The organism is Agromyces sp. PvR057 (assembly GCF_040547485.1).
Taxonomy (GTDB): Bacteria; Actinomycetota; Actinomycetes; order Actinomycetales; family Microbacteriaceae; genus Agromyces.
The window spans coordinates 459,149-474,820 of the sequence record NZ_JBEPPT010000001.1; the positions used below are offsets into that span (position 1 = coordinate 459,149).

Consider the following 15,672-nt stretch of genomic DNA (forward strand, 5'->3'; position numbering starts at 1 on the left):
GCGGTGCCGCGTACCGTCACGCGAGCCCCGCGGCATCCGTCGGCCTGCCAGAATGGCGAATCGTGACCCGAACCACGATTCGACAGGCCAGGCCGACGGATGCCGCTGCGCTCGCCGGACTCGCAGCCGAGACGTTCCCGCTCGCCTGCCCGCCCTCGACCACCGCCGAGGCGATCGCCGAGTTCATCGCCGCGAACTTCACGGTCGAGCGCTTCGACGAATATCTCGCAGACCCCGACCGCATCCTCGTGGTGGCCGAGGCCGATGCGGCCGGAGGTGATTCGGCCGGAGTCGGCCCGGGCGAAGCCGGCCCGGGCGAGCTCGTCGGTTACACGATGCTCATCGCGGGCGAGCCCACGGATGCGGATGTCGCGGCCGCCGTCACGGCACGGCCGACGATCGAACTCAGCAAGTTCTACACGCGCAAGGTGCTGCACGGCACGGGCTCGGTCGCCGGGCCGCTCATGACCGGCACGCTCGAGGCCGCCGAGGCGACCGGGGTCGCCTCCGTGTGGCTGGGTGTCAACGAGGAGAACGAGCGGGCGATCCGCTTCTACGAGAAGCACGGGTTCGTGAGGTCGGGGCGCAAGCACTTCCGGCTCGGCGACCGCGACGAGGACGACTGGGTGCTCGCGCGCCCGGCGGCCGGGACCCTCGCCTAGCCCTCGGCGCGGGCGCCGCGCACGACCCGGTACGCGGCCAGGGCGGCCTCGCGGGACTCGCCGAGATCCACGATCGGCTCGGGGTACTCCTCGGAGTCGACCTCGGGCACCCACCGCCGCACGTACGCCCCGTCGCGGTCGAACTTCGTCGCCTGCAGCAGGGGATTGAAGACGCGGAAGTAGGGCGCGGCATCCGCCCCGGACCCGGCGACCCACTGCCAGTTGAACGGGTTCGAGGCCGCGTCGGCATCGACCAGGGTGTCCCAGAACCACTGCTCGCCCCGGCGCCAGTCGATGAGCAGGTTCTTCGTGAGGAACGACGCCGTGACCATGCGCACCCGGTTGTGCATCGTGCCAGTGCGCCAGAGCTCGCGCATGCCCGCGTCGACGAGCGGCACGCCCGTGCGACCCTGCTCCCACGCCTGCAGTGCCGAGGGGTGCAGCCGGGGCCACGGGAACACGTCGAACTCGGCTCGCCAGTTGCGGGTCGCGAGGTCGGGGGCGTGGAACAGCACGTGCCAGGCGAACTCGCGCCAGCCGAGCTCGGCGAGGAACCGCCCGCGGCTCGTCGTCTCGCCGCGGGGGTCCGTCGTACGCCGCTCGCGCACGGCGTTCCAGACCTCGAACGGGCTGATCTCGCCCCAGCGCAGGTGCGGCGACAACCGCGAGGTCGCGTCGATCGCCGGGCGGTCGCGGTCGACGTCGTAGTCGCCGAGCCGCTCGTCGAGGAACGCCTCGAGCCGGTCGTGCGCCGCGGCCGAACCGGGAGCCCAGGTCTCGCGGAGGCCCGCGGCCCAGTCGGGGCGCGTCGGCAGCAGGTGCCATGACGCGAGGTCGTCGGTCGCGACATCCGCTCGCCCTGAACGATCGCCGGGGTCGGCGAACGCGAGGCGCTCCGGAGCCGGCAGCGGATGCCGCGGCTCCGGCGCCGCGAGGCAGGCGCGCCAGAACGGGGTGAACACCGAGTAGGGCGTGCCCTGCCCGGTGCGGATCGTCCACGGCTCGAAGAGCAGGTTCGCGCCGAAGCTGCGCACCTCGAGCCCGTCGTCGGCGAGCGCGGTCTTCAGCTCGGTGTCGAGGTCGCGCTCGGGGCCGCCGTAGCGGCGGTTCCAGAACACGGCGTCGGCGCCCGTCTCGTCCACGAGCGAGCGGATGACGCGGCCCGCCGCACCCCGACGCAGCACGAGCGTCGTGCCGAGTGCCTCGAGGTCGGCGCGCAGGGCCTCGAGCGAGCCGTGCAGCCACCAGCGGGCGGCGCCGCCGAGCGGACGGATGCCGGCGGACTCCTCGTCGAGCACGAACACGCACACGACGGGCGCACGGCGCTCGGCCGCCGCCGCGAGCGCCGGGTGGTCGGCGACCCGGAGGTCGTCGCGGAACCAGACGATCGTCGGTGCGGGCATGCGCCCGACGATACCGGGCGCGCCTGCGGGTCGGGAGCGGCGCCCGGGTCAGGGGATCGCGCGCTCGGCGCGATTCGCCGCCGCCCGCGCGATCGCCCAGGTGCCGAGGCCCGACGCCAGGAACACGACCGCGAGGATCGCCCACCCGGCCAACCCCATGTTGAGGGCCGTGGCCGTGACCACCGCGGGGGCGAGCGTCGCGCCGATCGAGTAGCCCATCGAGTAGACGCCCTGGTAGGTGCCCGCCTGCACGGGATCGGCGAGCTCGAAGCTGAGGCCCCAGCCGCCGGCCTGCGAGAGCACCTCGGCGAACGCGTGCGTGATCGAGGCGAGCACGATGAACAGGACCGAGAACCACACCGGCAGTCCGGCGGCCGCGGCGTACACGAGGCAGGTCGCCGCCATGAGCCAGGCGGCGATCGCCGAGACGCGTCCGGCGCGGCGCAGGTCGTGCGTGCCCCGCGAGAGCGGCACCTGGAACAGCACGACGATCGTCGTGTTGATGATCAGCACCGCCGACACGAGCACGGCCGAGGCGTCGGTCTCGTGCGCGATCCACAGCGGCACGCCGATCTCCGCGACGCCGAACTGCATGCCGAAGATCGCGCTGAGTCCGGTGAGCGCGAGGTACCGGGGGTCGCGCCACGGCGAGTGCGCGAATCGGCTGCGGCGCTTCGCCGGGCGAGCGGATGTCGCGGCGCGGGCGGCGTTCGAGCTGCGGCCGTCTGCGGCATCCGCCCGGTCGGCACTGGCGTCGTCGTCGCCCTCGTCGCCGACCCCGTCGCCCACCGCGACCGCTTCGACGGCGCCAGTGACCGGCGGGACGGCGCGCGGCGCGTCGACGCTCGCGGGCAGCTTCACGAGCCGCACGAGGGCGAGCAGGTAGAGGGCGCCGGCGGCGACGAGCAGGATCCGGTACGCCTCGGCCGTGCCGATGGCCAGGGCCAGCGCGCCGAGCCCGGAGCCGACGGCGATCGACACGTTCGTGACCGTGCGCAGCACCGCCCGGGCGTGCACGCGCTGCTCGGGTTCGAAGGCCCGCGCCAGGATCGCCATGCGCGTGGAGTTCGCGCCCTGCCCGAATGCCCCGACGACCACCGCGACGACGAGCGCCGAGACGAAGTCGCCCGTCGCGGCGTAGCAGAGCAGCCCGAGCCCTTCGAGCGTCGTGAACACCAGCAGCACGCGGCGGGCGCTCATGCGGTCGGCGAGCCATCCGCCCGCGAGCGACGCGACGATGCCGGCCGCGCTCGCCGCACCGAGCACGATCGCGATCTCATGCGCGGGCAGCCCGACGATGAGCGTGAAGTAGAGCACCGTGATGGTGATGAAGATGCCGCGACCGACGCGGCTGATGAGCGTCGCGGTCACGAGGATCCGCAGCACCGGGTCGGAGACGGATGCCGCGATGCGGGCGGCCAGCCCCGGCTTGCCCGTGTCCCCGGCATCCGTCGCCGACCCGACCTGCGCTGCGGCATCCGCCTCGTCGATGCTCGTGGCGGCGGCCTCGAGGTCGGGCTCGATGACGGGGAGGGACGACGTGTCTGGACTGGAGGTAGGGCTCACATGGACGATCCTGCTGATGGCGAGGAGGCGGCGAAATCGATGTAGCGTAGTGCTACATGTTGCGGTACGTGCTGAACGAGGACGACGTCGGAGCCGTGCGCTTCGCCCTCTCACCGCTGTGCGAACTCGGCCTGTCGCTGCGAGCGATCCGGGAGCCCGCGAGGTTCCCGTTGCAGCTCGGCTGGCTCCGCCGTACCGAGGAGGCCCGCGAGCGTCTCGACATGCGCGTGCTCGGGGCGCTCATCGACGAGCGCATGTGGACGCCCGACTTCCTGAACCCCCGCCCCGCCTCGCCGCTCACGCGCCTCGAAGACGAGTTCCGCGTGCTCGCCGCGACCCCGCCCGACGTGTTCCGCAGCGATCTCGTCGCCGTGCACGGGTTCGTGCCCGACGTGCTCGCCGGGTCGACGAGCCAGGCGCTGCGCCGCATCATCCGCGCGTTGCGACAGCTCTGGGAGACCTGCTTCGAGCCGTACTGGCCGCGCATGCGCGCCGTGCTCGAGGCCGACGTCGTCTACCGCGGACGCCAGATCGCGCAGGCGGGCGTGGCGAGCATGCTGAACGGACTCTCGCCGCGCATCGCCTACGACCACGGCGTGGTCTCCGTGCGGCTGGCCGACCCCAACGACCGCACCCTCGCCATCGACGGCAACGGCCTCACCCTCATGCCCACGATGTTCACGCGCCGCGCCTCGGCGCCCGTCGGCGACGGCCCGCCGATGATCCTCTACTCCGCCAGGGGACAGGGCGCCCTGTGGGAGGCCGAGCCGGTCGCGAACCCCGCCGCCGTCGCCGCGGTGCTCGGCGAGACGCGCGCGAGCCTGCTCGCCGCCCTCGGCGACCCCGCGTCATCCACCGAGCTCGGCGTGCGCTTCGGCGTCAGCGCCTCTGCCGTGAACCAGCACCTGCGCGTGCTCCGCGACGCGGGCCTGCTCGTCAGCACCCGCTACGGCCGCAGCGTGCTCTACCTGCGCAGCGAACTCGGCTCGGCCCTGCTCGAGTCGCGCTCGGGCTGAGGCCGGTGTCGGGCCGATGCTCCTGCCCGACACCTCGTCGCCGGAGGTCGTGGAATCGGCCGCGCCGACCCGCGCGGTCGTCAGCTCTCGGGGTCGTACATGAACTCCCGCACCTCCTGCGCGCAGCGGCAGGCGGTCGCGATCCTGGCGGCCCACTCGAGGGCGGCCTCGCGGGTGGGGAGCTCCAGCACGGTGAAGCCGCCGTCGAACTGCCTGGTCTGCGGGTACGTGCCCTCGCCGACCGTTCCATCGCCGTCGACCATGACCGGCGCAACGCCCTCGTCGATGCCGCCGCCGAACACCCAGACGCCGGCGTCCTTCGCGTGCTGCACGACCGCGTGCGCGGCGTCCGCCACAGCCGGCAGCTCGTCGGCGGAGACGACCATAACGCTGCTCGGGAACGAGATCAGGTACTTCGTCATCGTGCTGACTCCTCGTCGTTCATCGGTTCGAGCCGCCCTCCGCCAACCAGGCGCGGATGACGGTGACGATCGCACCGCGCCCGCCCGCGAGTTCGTCGGCGGGCGGCAGCGTGAGGCTGGCCCGGATGTCGGAATGCCAGGTCAGCAGCCCCGCCGGGTCGCCCCCGAAGGTCGACACGGCGCCCTTGTCTTCCGCACGCTCGGTGCCGAAATGCAGGATCAGCCGTACCGGGCCCCTGCCCGCGGCGTTGATCGTCAGCCGATCGATGCCGCCGAGCGTGTAGCTGGGCGAGTTCCACTTCACGATCTCGACGAGACCGGGCTCAGCCTCGCGCACGAGCGCCCGCAGCGCGTCGATGTCGGCTCGGCGGTCGGGCGACTGGGCGGCGAGAAACCCGTCGACGGTTTCGAATCGCGTGGGCATGCGGCGATGCTAGCGCTCGTCGAACTCGCGCCGCAGGTACTTCGGCGCCTGCACGCGCCATCCCTCGGTCACGAGTTCGGCGAGGTGGTCGAGGTCGACGTCGGCCACGCGGAGCGCGATCTTCGGCTCGCCCCACGGGGTCGTCGTGCGCAGGAACACGTCGGGCGCCATCTGCACGAGCGCGAGCGCGTCGACCGGGTCGGCGACCTTGACACCGACGACGAGCTCGGCCGCGACGATCGCGCGCACGTCGTCGGGGATGCTCGGCCAGGGGTGGCACTCCCACGCGTAGAGCTTGTTGCGCACGAACCACGCGGCGCCGCCGGTGGTCGCGCGCTCCTCACTGCCGGGGAGCGTCTCGGCCGTGCGGCGCAGGTCATCGAGGGTGGCCACGAGGGCGAGCATACGCAGCGCCACCGACAGTCGCCGACCCACACGTTTTCAGGACCACATCGGTCATACGTGCAATATGCAGCCATGACCGCTGTGGTCCTGAAAAGGTGCTCGCTCGAACCGAAGCCCTACTCGGGGTCGGGCGCGACGCGCAGCACGACCTTGCCGCGCACGTGCCCGCCTTCGACGAGGCGGTGCGCCTCGGCTCCGCGTTCGAGCGGCAGCTCGCGGTCGACGTGCACGCGCAGGGCGCCGTCGTCGACGAGGCGGGTGAGCACGGCGAGCGTGCGGGCATCGGGGGAGCACGAGTATCCGGTGGCGCGGATGCCGCGGGCGGCCGCCTCGTCGGCCATGGTCGGCCACGACCCGGTGGGCACGTTGACGATGAGCCCGCCGTGGCGGATCACGTCGAGCGAGCGGCTGCCCGTGTCGTCCTTCACGTTGCCGATGAGGTCGATGACGACGTCCTGCTCGCCGGCGACCTCTTCGAAGCGCTCGGCGCGGTAGTCGATGACGTGCTGGGCGCCGAGGCCCTGCACGAACTCGACGTTGTCTGGGCCGCACGTGGCCGTGACGTGCGCGCCGAAGTAGGCGGCGAGCTGCACCGCGAGGTGGCCGACGCCGCCTGCGCCGGCGTGCACGAGCACGCGTTGCCCGTCGTGCACCCGGGCGACGTCGACGATCGCGCCCCACGCGGTGAGCGCCGCGATCGGCAGCGCGGCGGCCTCGACGAAGCCGAGCGAGGCGGGCATCGGCGCCACGCTCATCGACGACACGGTGACGAACTCGGCGAAGCTGCCCGGCGTGCGCGGGGGGCGTGCGCTGCCGTAGACCCGGTCGCCGACGTGCAGCGGATGCGCCGCATACGGCACGTGCTCGACGACGCCGGCGAAGTCGTTGCCGAGCACCGCCGGGTACCCGGTGATGGCGGCGGAGGTGCCGCGTCCGGCGCGGGTCTTCACGTCGATCGGGTTAACCCCGGCGGCGATGACGCGCACGACCACCTCGTCGCTGATGCGGGTCGGCCGGCCGACCTCGGCGAGGTGGAGTTCGTCGGCGTCGCCCGTGCGGTCGATCACCAGGGCGCGCATCGTGTCGGTCATGCGACCATCCTCCCGCGCCGGGCGCTAGAAGTCCCGCAACCAGCGCCCGACCTGCTCGGTGAGCACGTGCGCCTGCGCGGCGGGCCCGTCGTCGCGGGCGGGCAGCACGAGCATCGGCCCGGCGAGTCCGGCGGCCCAGCGCTCGGCGGTCGGGAGCGGGTGCACGGGGTCGCGAAGCGCGGCGACCACGAGCGAGCGGATGCCGCGGCTCTCGAACTCGGCCAGTTCGGCGTCGTCGCGGAACGCCCGGTTGCGCGGGATCTCGACGAGGCGCATGGCCCGTCGCGCGGCGTCGGGGGCGGTGAACTGGGCGAGCAGCCCGCGGGCGCCGAGCGGAGAGATCTCGGCGACCTTCTGGTAGACCTCGCGCTCCTGGAACTCGGCCGCGCCCGAGACGCCGGCGTCGGCGAGCACCTGCCCGATCACGGGGAAGGGGCGGAGGTTCTCGGGCACCGGCTGGTCGTCGAACGACGGGCGGATGAACACCGCCCGCTCGACCGGCAGCAGGCCGGCGAGTGCGATGCGCAGGGCGATGGCGGCGCCCATCGAGATGCCCATGATGGTGATCGGGGCGTCGGGGTCGACGCGGATACCCCGGTCGGAGCCGGATGCCGCCGTGACCGAGCCCGCGGCGAGCGACTGCCGCACCGCGTCGGCGACCTCGGCGGCGAGCCGGTCGATCGCGAAGTCGGCCGCACCTCCGACCTCGAGGAATCCGCCGTGCGCCCGCACGTCGGGTGCGATGACGAGTTCGTCGTCGCCGAGGATCTCGTGCACCATCGGCTCGAGCAGGGTCAGCGGCTGGCGGCGGTCGGCTCCGAGGCCGTGCAGCAGCACCACCGTCATGCGAGCACGCTCGGCCGGTAGTACGCGCGCGCCTCCTGCGCGGACGCCTGCTTCGGCCGGATCGCCTCGAGCAGTTCGTCGGCGAGTTGCACGAGGATCGCGATCTGGTCGTCGTCGCGTTCGATCCACCGGCACTCGGGCTCGGCGGCGACGGGCACGAAGTCGTCGTGCTGCTCCCACACGATGAGGGTGCGCTCGGCGCCGAGCACGTACTGCTGCCACCACACCTGTCGCAGGTAGTTGCGCGGCACCGCGCGCCACGGCTTCGACGTGGTCTTGATCTCGCAGAGCTCGAGCACGCCGCGATCGGTCACGCGCAGCCCGTCGGGCGTCGCGAGATGGCGGTGCTCGGATGCCGCGTGGTAGAGCAGCGACGAATGGCTCATGCCGTGCGTGCGCGCGGCCCATTCGGCGATGACGGGCTCGCGTTCGCGGCCGTGGTCGGTGTAGCGGCTGCCCCCGAAGCTGCGCGGGGCGCCGTGGAGCTTCTCCCAGGCGGCCGACTTCACCGAGGTGCGGGTGGCGAGCTTCGCGGCGTCGGTCGCGGTGATGCCCTGCGACCTGGCGCGGAGCCAGGCGACACGGTCGGTCGAGTCGGCGACGACGCGGGTCTCGTGCGGCAGCCTCGCGCGGGGCGCGATGGAGTCGCGGGTCTCGCGGGTCTCACGCAGATCGCCGTCCGGCGTGAGATCGAAGAGCGCGAAGGGGGAGTCGGGCACTCCCCGAGAGTATCGCGGGCCGCCCACCTCCGGACGGCCTGGTCGGTGTGTCAGCGCGACGCGCGTGCGACGATGCGGTCGAACGCGGCATCCGCCTCGGGGTCGATGCGCTGCAGCTCGGGTGTCGCGTCGATGAACTCGACGATCTCGCGGGCGCCCCGGTCGAACGTGATCGTGGTGGCGAACCCGGGCACGAGGGCCTTCACCTTCGCGTTGTCGAACACCATCGAGTGCGCCTTGTCGCCGAGCAGGCCGGGGCCCCACTCGGGGTGCATGGCCGCGATGGTCTCGGAGGCCACGTGCACGAGCTCGGGCGACGGGACGCCCGCCGCGTCGGCGAGCCACGTGTAGATCTGGTTCCATGTCGGCGCGTGGTCGCCCGTGATGTGGAAGGCGTCGCCGATCGCGAGCGGGTTGCCCAGCAGGCCGGCGAAGGCGACCGCGAAGTCGCGGTGGTGGGTGATCGTCCAGAGGCTCGTGCCGTCGCCGTGCACGAGCACGGGCCGACCCGCCCGCATGCGGGCGAGGTCGGTGTAGCCGCCGATCGTGGGCAGCAGGGTGCGGTCGTAGGTGTGCGACGGCCGCACGATCGTGGCAGGGAAGGCGCGCTCGCGCACGGCCTCGACGAGCAGGTCCTCGCACGCGATCTTGTCGCGGGAGTACTGCCATTCGGGGTTCACGAGCGGGGTCGACTCGGTCACCGGCAGGCGGGAGGGGGGCGTCTGGTAGGCCGAGGCGCTGCTGATGAAGACGTACTGGCCCACGCGACCCTCGAAGAGCTCGAGGTCGGTGCGGACGTGCTCTGGCGTGAACGCGAGGAACTCGCACACGACGTCGAACTCGAGCGGGTTCGCGGTGTCGCGGCCCAGGGCGGCGCGCACCGAGTCGGGTTCCCGGATGTCGGCGGCGATCGTGCGCACCTCGGCGGGCAGCGGCCGCAGCGACGACGAGGCGCCTCGGTTCAGCACGGTCACGTCGTGTCCGAGGTCGACCGCCCTGGCGACGCACGCCGAGCTGATCACGCCGCTGCCGCCGATGAAGAGGATCCGCTTGCCCATCTCCCGATGCTCGCAGATCTCGCCGCGGCCCGCAGTCCTACGATCTGCAGGCGGATGCCGCGGCCAGCCTCGACCGAACCCTCAGCTCACGCGCACGAGCCGCCGCTGCCACCCGGTCGAGCCGTCGGGGGCGATCGGCGCGCGCTCCTCGACCTGCAGGGTGCCGTCGCGGTCGGTCGCGCGCACGGTCACGTCGTGGCTGCCGCTCGTGGCCTCCCACTCGAGGAACCACTGCACCCAGGTGTCGGCGTTGACCGGGTTCGAGAGCGTCGCCGGCTGCCAGTCGGCGTCGTCGATCTTCACCTCGACCAGGTCGATGCCGACGGTCTGCGCCCAGGCGACGCCCGCGATCACGGTGGTGCCGGGCTCGACCGGCTTGTCGAGGCGGGGGGTGTCGATGCGCGACGAGAGCTTGATGGGCGCCTTCGCGCTGTAGCCGCGGGGGGTCCAGTACGCCTCCTCGGCGTCGAAGCGCGTGACCTTCAGCTCGGTGAGCCACTTCGTCGCCGAGACGTAGCCGTAGAGCCCCGGCACGACCATGCGCACCGGGAAGCCGTGCTCGAGCGGCAGCGGCTCGCCGTTCATGGCCACGGCGAGGATCGCGTCGAGCCCGTCGTCGGTGAGCGAGCCGAGCGGTGTCGAGGCCGTGAAGCCGTCGACGCTGCGCGAGAGCACCATGTCGGCATCCGCCTCGGGCCTCGCCTTCGCGAGCACGTCGCGCACGGGAACGCCGAGCCACTTCGCGGTGCCGAGCAGGTCGCCGCCGACCTCGTTCGACACGCAGGTGAGCGTGATCGAGTACTCGTCGAGGCCCATCGCCAGGAGGTCGTCGAACGTGAGCTCGACGCGCTCGCCGACCATGCCGTCGACGACGAGCCGCCAGGTCGCCGGGTCGATCGAGGGCACGGTCAGCGCGGTGTCGACGCGGTAGAAGTCGGCGTTCGGCGTGTACAGCGGCGTGATGCCGGGGATGTCGAGCTCTGCGCCATCCGGAACCGTCACCGTCGAGTTCGGCGCGGGCAGTCTCAGGGCCCTGCGGATCGCGCCGATCGAGCTCGTCGCGGCACCCGCCACGCGGGAGCCGACGCCGACCACCAGGGCGGATGCCGCGGCGAGCCCTGCGAGCACGAAGAACCCGCGACGGTCGACGGATGCCGCCGGCCGCCCGCCCTTCGCACGCGCGCCGGGGTCCGGGGGAGCCGCGGCAGTGGCGGGCCCGGGGCTCGGGACGACCGTCGCCGTCGCGTCGCTCGCCGCCGACCCGCCCGCCGCCGCGTGCTCGCGCCACGCGCGCAGCCGTCCGACGAGCAGCACCAGGACGAGGATGCCCGCGACGGCGCCGACGAGCGGCGGCAGCCAGGCGAACGCGGTCGCGCCCGTGCGCGTCACGACGGCGGCGAGCGAGAGCGCGCCGGCGAGGCCGAGGGCGACCGCGCCGAGCGGGGGCCGCACGAGCTGCAGCACGCCGGCGATCGCGGAGGCCACGAGCACGGCGAGGCCGAGTCCGCCGAGCAGCGCGACCTTGTCGTACTCGCCGAACACCTCGATCGCGAACTCCTTGGCCCACTGCGGCACGATGTCGATCACGAACGACCCGACGGCGAGGATCGGGCTGCCGTCGCGCGCGGCGACGAGCGCGACGAGTTCGGCGGCCGCGAGGAACACGCCGGCGCTGATCACGCCCGAGAGCGCCGCCAGCGACCACCAGCGCAGCCGGTTCCCCGCTCGCGGACCCGCAGGTGCGGCGCCTGCGCGGGCCGTCGATCGTGCCGGGTGCTGCTCCATGTCGGGCCTCCGTCCGCCGCGCGGCGTGCCCGCCCGTCATCGGTGGTTCGACACGGGCGCCGCGCCGGATTGGCCGTGCCTGTCCCGGCAGCTTCGAAAGTGCTGTGCTCGCATTGCACGACAGGTAAGCCTTACCTAAGATGAAGGGGCAACGTGATTCCCGAGGAGAGGCTGGTCGATGGTCAGCAGGATGCGACCGCCCACGCCGCCCGCGGCACAGGTGCTCATGGCCGGCGACACCGGCGACATCGCCGCGATCCGCTCCCGGCTCGCCGACTGCGATCCGAGCGCCACCGGCGTCGTCTTCATCGAGGCGTTCAACGCCGTGCAGATCGTGCATCTCGACACGCCCGCCGGCATCGGCGTGCACTGGGTGTTCCGAGAGAGCTCGCTCGGCACGGTCGCGCCGCGCGGCCGGGTGCTCGTCGCCGCGGTCGATGCGTGGCTCGACGAGTGGATGCGCCCCGAGGGCGGCGTCGAGATCTCGATCTGGCTGGGTGCCCGCTCGTCGGACCTCGTCGCCTCGTTCGCGAGCCGGCTCGACCGCGAGCTCGCCGCGATCTGACCGCGGGAGCCGCGAGCCCTACGCGGGAATCGCCGCGATCGCGCTCACCTCGACCACGAACGCGGGGTTCGCGAACCCGGCCACCTGGATGACCTGCACGGTCGTCGCGTGCCGGCCCCAGACCTCGGCGGATGCCGCGTAGCCCTCGGTCGCGTCGGCGCCCGCGACGAGCGTGATCGTGAGCGAGACGACGTTGGTCTGGTCGGCGCCCGCCTCGGCGAGCACCGCGAGCAGGTTCTGCATGGCCCTGCGGGTCTGCGGCCCGAGGCCGCCCTCGACGGCTGCGCCGTCGGCATCGACGCCGTTCTGTCCGCCGACGTAGAGGGTGTTGTGCGCGCCGGTCACGAGCACACCCTGGCTGAAGGCCGGGCTGCGGTGCAGCGACGGCGGGTTGAGGTGCGTGATCTCCATGTCTCGGGTCTACGCCTGCCCACCGACATCCGCTCGCCCTTGACAAGCGGAGGCGCAGTCGCAGCCGCGGCCGCAGGCGATGACGCCGAGCAGCTCAGTCGGCGATGCTCCAGTACGTCGCGATGCCGCCCGGGTGCAGCTCGGTGATCGCGTAGTCGACCGTGCGGTCCCACGTGGGGTCGGTGTGCCCGGCGTACGAGATCTCGATCGAGCCGTCGTCGTTGGTCACGACCGCCGTGACGATGCCGGTGTGGTCGCGGTCGCCCGAGTCGTCCCAGTCGAACTGCACGATGTCGCCGACCTCGACCTGGTCGCGCTGGTCGTCGGTGAGCATCGTGGCCAGCTCGGGGCGCGCCTCGAGGTACTCCATGAACGCCGTCGAACTGCGCCAGGCGGGCGAGCCCGAGTAGGCGTCGCCGACGGCGTACCACCACTCGTCGTCCTCGAGCCATCCGCGGGCGAGCAGCGACTGGCTCGCGAAGTTCATGCAGTCGTTCTCGTCGAGGAAGCCGAACTCGTCGCTCTCGGTGGCGTCCCAGTGCTCGTGCACGTACTGCATCTGCGCGGTCACGGCCGGGCTCAGCGACGCCCAGTCGAGTTCGAGGCCCGTGTCGGCGGCCGCGGCATCGCCATCGGCGGCGTCCTGCACCGAGACCGAGTCGGCCCCGCCGCCGGTCGGCTCCTCAGCGCCCTGGTTCGCGGAGGCCCAGCCGATCGCGACGAACCCGCATCCGACGGCGAGCACGGTCACGATCGCGGCGGCGGCCAGGGTGCGACGGCGGCGCAGCACGCGCCGGCGAGCGGCGGGGGTCAGCTCGTGGTCTGACGGCTCGGCGTTCGCGAGCTCTTCGGGCAGGGACGGATCTTCAGCAGGGGACATCGCTTCGACGCTAGGCGGCGAGTCTGTGCATCCCCTCTGCCTGCACCAGGCATCGGCCATCACGGACGAGGCGGATGCCGCAGCCGCATGTGGCGGCCGCGGCATCCGTTCTCGCATGCCAGCGGGGTCGGCTCGCGGGCGGCTCAGCGCTCCGTGACCGTGCCGGCCTTGATGTGCAGGCGGCGCTCGGCGCGCCTGGCGACCGCGGAGTCGTGCGTGACGACGATGAGCGTGAGTCCGCGGTCGCGCCAGAGGCCCTCGAGGATGTCGAGGATCTCGTCGCGGGTCTCCTCGTCGAGGGCGCCCGTCGGCTCGTCGGCGAGGAGCACGTCGGGCTCCTTCACGAGCGCGCGTGCGATCGCGACGCGCTGCTGCTGTCCGCCCGAGAGCTCGCTCGGCAGGTGCCCGGCCCGGTCGGCGAGGCCGACCGAGGCGAGCGCCTGGGTGGCCCGCTTCGCGCGGAGCTCGCCCGGGATGCCGAGCGGTTCGAGCGCGGTCTCGACGTTCTCCTGTGCGGTGAGCGTGGGGATCAGGTTGAAGTTCTGGAAGACGAATCCGATCTCCTTCGCGCGGATCTTCGCGAGCGTCCCGTCCGGCATCTTCGAGATGTCCTCGCCGCCGATGGCGATCGAACCGGAGGTCGGCCGGTCGAGCCCGCCGAGCATCTGCAGCAGCGTCGACTTGCCGCCGCCCGTGGGTCCCTGGATGGCGACGTGCTGGCCCGCGCCGATGTGCAGGTCGACGTTCTTCAGGGCGTGCACCGTGCGGGTGCCCTGCTGGTAGGTCTTCGTGAGGTTCGTGAGCGTGTACATGATGTCCTTCGGGGGTTCGAGGCGTGGTCGGATGTCGCGGCGCGGCCGGTCAGCCGACGCTCCGCAGGGCCTCCGCGGGGCGCAGGCGCGACGCGCGCCATCCGCCGATCGCACCGGCGAGCAGCCCGCCGAGGATCGAGATGCCCACGGCTATCGCGATGACCGAGACCGTGATGGGCGCGTTCAGCACCACCTCGGTCGTGGCCGCCGCGGTCTGGCCCATGGGGCCGCCGAAGCTGCGGGTGGCCGTCGCGCCGCTCGCGTCGCCGCCCGCGGCGCCACCGCCCGGGCCGCCCCCCGCCAGGTCGAAGCCGCCGCTCGAGGCGCTGCCCGAGAGCGTCGGGGCGACCAGGTTGATCACGAGGATGCCGATGAGGCCGATCGCGATGCCGACCGCACCGCCGATGAGGCCCGTCACGAGCGACTCGCCCGCGACCTGGCCGACGATGCGCCGGTTCGCCCAGCCGATCGCCTTCAGGGTTCCGAACTCGCGGGTGCGGCGGGTGACGCCGGAGATGGTGAACAGGATCGCGATGAGGAAGGCGGCGACGAGCACGGCGAGCGAGAGCCAGAGGCCCAGGTTCGACACGAGGTCGGACGCGGTGCTGAGCGAGCCGGACACGCTCGACGCCAGGTCCTCCTGCGTCGACACGGTCGCGTCGGGCAGCGCGGCCTCGATGTCGGCCTGCACCTGCGAGATGTCGGTCGAGGATGCGGCTTGGACGAAGATGTTCGAGATCATGCCCTCCTCGCCCGAGAGGGTCTGGGCCACGTCGAGCGGGATGTAGACGTTCGAGGCGCTCGCCGAGTCGGCCGCGTTCGAGGTGACGGTGCCGACGACCTCGAAGTCGGTGCCGCCGATGTCGATGGTGTCGCCGACCGCGAGCTCGGCGCCGGTGGCGTAGTCGGCGTCGAGCACGGCGACGTTCGCGCCGCTGTCGTCGGCGTCGAGCGTGCGGCCCTCGGCGAGGGACACGGCCGAGAGCGGGCCGATCGCGTCGGCTGAGGGGTCGAGGCCGAGCACGCTGAACGAGTCGACGTCGAATGCGCTGCCGCCCGCGCCGTCGGGGCCGCCCTGCGGGGGCGCGGCCTGCTGGTCGGTGGTCGGCCCGGACTGCTCGGTGCTGCCGCCGTCCTGCCGGAACTGCGGCATCTCGCCGTTGAACGTGGTGTTCGTCAGCGACAGGGTCGCGGAGGCCGCGGCCACGTTGTCGACGCCGAGCACCGTGTCGAGGGCGCCGGCATCGAAGGTGCTCGCGCCGAACCCGGCCATGAGGCGGGACTGGCTGAGCTCGGTGGTGCCGTCGGTCGTGGTGCCGGCGTCGGCATCGAACTCGAAGCGCGGACCGCCGCCTCCCTCGCCCTCCTCAGGGGGTGTCGGCGTCTGCGACACCGTGATGTCGGTGCCGACGCCGTAGACGGACTCGAGCACCGAGGCCTGCGCGGCCTTCACGCCGGAGGCGACGGAGTTGACGATGATGACGAGCGCGATCGCGAGCGCCATCCCGATGGCGATGATCGCGGTCTGTCTGCGGCGGCCGGCGAGCTCTCGCCGGAGATACGTGAAGAACATGGGAATCCTCGGGGGTCGGCAGGAGCGTCCCAGG

Annotated in this window: 17 protein-coding genes; 3 read left to right on the plus strand and 14 right to left on the minus strand. The window is 72.6% G+C overall.

Translation table 11 applies throughout. From position 1 onward, the window contains the following. The first annotated feature begins 62 nt into the window (after positions 1-62). On the plus strand, positions 63-662 hold the full coding sequence (locus tag ABIC29_RS02085; RefSeq protein WP_354242285.1) for a GNAT family N-acetyltransferase: 600 nt from the start codon (positions 63-65) through the stop codon (positions 660-662). On the opposite strand, the gene ABIC29_RS02090 is transcribed toward ABIC29_RS02085, so the two are convergent. Both ABIC29_RS02090 and ABIC29_RS02095 read right to left on the minus strand, forming a co-directional pair. Next, on the minus strand, positions 659-2,065 hold the full coding sequence (locus ABIC29_RS02090) for a cryptochrome/photolyase family protein (RefSeq protein WP_354242288.1): 1,407 nt from the start codon (positions 2,063-2,065) through the stop codon (positions 659-661). The two genes, ABIC29_RS02085 and ABIC29_RS02090, sit on opposite strands and share 4 nt — an antisense overlap. Before the next feature lie 48 nt (positions 2,066-2,113). Further along, complete coding sequence (locus ABIC29_RS02095) at positions 2,114-3,631, minus strand: MFS transporter (protein WP_354242291.1); 1,518 nt, start codon at positions 3,629-3,631, stop codon at positions 2,114-2,116. Positions 3,632-3,687: 56 nt separating this feature from the next. Between ABIC29_RS02095 and ABIC29_RS02100 the strand changes: the two genes are divergently transcribed. Beyond that, positions 3,688-4,647, plus strand: a complete 960-nt coding sequence (locus tag ABIC29_RS02100) for an ArsR/SmtB family transcription factor (protein WP_116080631.1) — start codon at positions 3,688-3,690, stop codon at positions 4,645-4,647. Positions 4,648-4,727: 80 nt separating this feature from the next. Here ABIC29_RS02100 and ABIC29_RS02105 read toward each other — a convergent pair whose 3' ends face one another. The 8 genes from ABIC29_RS02105 to ABIC29_RS02140 form a co-directional block, all read right to left on the minus strand. Further along, positions 4,728-5,069 (minus strand): YciI family protein, encoded by a 342-nt coding sequence (locus ABIC29_RS02105; RefSeq protein WP_354242294.1) that lies wholly within the window; start codon positions 5,067-5,069, stop codon positions 4,728-4,730. A gap of 19 nt (positions 5,070-5,088) precedes the next feature. Next, positions 5,089-5,493, minus strand: a complete 405-nt coding sequence (locus tag ABIC29_RS02110; protein WP_116080633.1) for a DUF1801 domain-containing protein — start codon at positions 5,491-5,493, stop codon at positions 5,089-5,091. A gap of 9 nt (positions 5,494-5,502) precedes the next feature. Continuing rightward, complete coding sequence (locus ABIC29_RS02115; protein ID WP_354242297.1) at positions 5,503-5,886, minus strand: MmcQ/YjbR family DNA-binding protein; 384 nt, start codon at positions 5,884-5,886, stop codon at positions 5,503-5,505. Positions 5,887-6,014: 128 nt separating this feature from the next. Then, entirely contained in the window at positions 6,015-6,989 is a 975-nt protein-coding gene (locus ABIC29_RS02120) for an NADP-dependent oxidoreductase (RefSeq protein WP_354242300.1), read from the minus strand. Between the two features lie 24 nt (positions 6,990-7,013). Next, positions 7,014-7,835 (minus strand): alpha/beta fold hydrolase, encoded by an 822-nt coding sequence (locus tag ABIC29_RS02125; RefSeq protein ID WP_116080635.1) that lies wholly within the window; start codon positions 7,833-7,835, stop codon positions 7,014-7,016. Further along, positions 7,832-8,476, minus strand: coding sequence for a YqaJ viral recombinase family protein (locus ABIC29_RS02130; protein ID WP_199471471.1), 645 nt, complete (start codon positions 8,474-8,476; stop codon positions 7,832-7,834). Before ABIC29_RS02130 ends, ABIC29_RS02125 begins: the two co-directional genes overlap by 4 nt. Before the next feature lie 128 nt (positions 8,477-8,604). Continuing rightward, positions 8,605-9,612 (minus strand): SDR family oxidoreductase, encoded by a 1,008-nt coding sequence (locus ABIC29_RS02135; protein ID WP_116080636.1) that lies wholly within the window; start codon positions 9,610-9,612, stop codon positions 8,605-8,607. Between the two features lie 81 nt (positions 9,613-9,693). After that, positions 9,694-11,397: a molybdopterin-dependent oxidoreductase gene (locus ABIC29_RS02140; RefSeq protein WP_354242304.1), complete on the minus strand. Its 1,704-nt coding sequence runs from the start codon at positions 11,395-11,397 to the stop codon at positions 9,694-9,696. 178 nt (positions 11,398-11,575) lie between these two features. Here ABIC29_RS02140 and ABIC29_RS02145 point away from each other — a divergent pair, with 178 nt between their 5' ends. Then, positions 11,576-11,962 (plus strand): SIP domain-containing protein, encoded by a 387-nt coding sequence (locus tag ABIC29_RS02145; protein WP_354242307.1) that lies wholly within the window; start codon positions 11,576-11,578, stop codon positions 11,960-11,962. A gap of 18 nt (positions 11,963-11,980) precedes the next feature. Here the strand turns inward: ABIC29_RS02145 and ABIC29_RS02150 are convergent, their stop codons facing one another. From ABIC29_RS02150 to ABIC29_RS02165, 4 genes are all read right to left on the minus strand, one after another. Beyond that, positions 11,981-12,373 (minus strand): RidA family protein, encoded by a 393-nt coding sequence (locus ABIC29_RS02150; RefSeq protein ID WP_116080639.1) that lies wholly within the window; start codon positions 12,371-12,373, stop codon positions 11,981-11,983. Positions 12,374-12,467: 94 nt separating this feature from the next. Next, positions 12,468-13,253, minus strand: a complete 786-nt coding sequence (locus ABIC29_RS02155; protein WP_354242310.1) for an amidase domain-containing protein — start codon at positions 13,251-13,253, stop codon at positions 12,468-12,470. Positions 13,254-13,396: 143 nt separating this feature from the next. Continuing rightward, a complete protein-coding gene (locus ABIC29_RS02160; RefSeq protein ID WP_354242313.1) occupies positions 13,397-14,065 on the minus strand; it encodes an ABC transporter ATP-binding protein in 669 nt (222 codons plus the stop codon). A gap of 49 nt (positions 14,066-14,114) precedes the next feature. Beyond that, entirely contained in the window at positions 14,115-15,638 is a 1,524-nt protein-coding gene (locus tag ABIC29_RS02165) for an ABC transporter permease (protein ID WP_354242316.1), read from the minus strand. Positions 15,639-15,672: the final 34 nt, after the last annotated feature.

Excerpts from the sequence above, each read along its gene's own strand:
- ABIC29_RS02110 (WP_116080633.1), bottom strand. The coding sequence starts at position 5,493 with ATGCCCACGCGATTCGAAACCGTCGACGGGTTTCTCGCCGCCCAGTCG.
- ABIC29_RS02140 (WP_354242304.1), bottom strand. The coding sequence starts at position 11,397 with ATGGAGCAGCACCCGGCACGATCGACGGCCCGCGCAGGCGCCGCACCT.
- ABIC29_RS02155 (WP_354242310.1), bottom strand. The coding sequence starts at position 13,253 with ATGTCCCCTGCTGAAGATCCGTCCCTGCCCGAAGAGCTCGCGAACGCC.
- ABIC29_RS02145 (WP_354242307.1), top strand. The coding sequence starts at position 11,576 with ATGGTCAGCAGGATGCGACCGCCCACGCCGCCCGCGGCACAGGTGCTC.
- ABIC29_RS02090 (WP_354242288.1), bottom strand. The coding sequence starts at position 2,065 with ATGCCCGCACCGACGATCGTCTGGTTCCGCGACGACCTCCGGGTCGCC.
- ABIC29_RS02150 (WP_116080639.1), bottom strand. The coding sequence starts at position 12,373 with ATGGAGATCACGCACCTCAACCCGCCGTCGCTGCACCGCAGCCCGGCC.
- ABIC29_RS02100 (WP_116080631.1), top strand. The coding sequence starts at position 3,688 with ATGTTGCGGTACGTGCTGAACGAGGACGACGTCGGAGCCGTGCGCTTC.
- ABIC29_RS02160 (WP_354242313.1), bottom strand. The coding sequence starts at position 14,065 with ATGTACACGCTCACGAACCTCACGAAGACCTACCAGCAGGGCACCCGC.
- ABIC29_RS02120 (WP_354242300.1), bottom strand. The coding sequence starts at position 6,989 with ATGACCGACACGATGCGCGCCCTGGTGATCGACCGCACGGGCGACGCC.
- ABIC29_RS02105 (WP_354242294.1), bottom strand. The coding sequence starts at position 5,069 with ATGACGAAGTACCTGATCTCGTTCCCGAGCAGCGTTATGGTCGTCTCC.
- ABIC29_RS02165 (WP_354242316.1), bottom strand. The coding sequence starts at position 15,638 with ATGTTCTTCACGTATCTCCGGCGAGAGCTCGCCGGCCGCCGCAGACAG.
- ABIC29_RS02125 (WP_116080635.1), bottom strand. The coding sequence starts at position 7,835 with ATGACGGTGGTGCTGCTGCACGGCCTCGGAGCCGACCGCCGCCAGCCG.
- ABIC29_RS02135 (WP_116080636.1), bottom strand. The coding sequence starts at position 9,612 with ATGGGCAAGCGGATCCTCTTCATCGGCGGCAGCGGCGTGATCAGCTCG.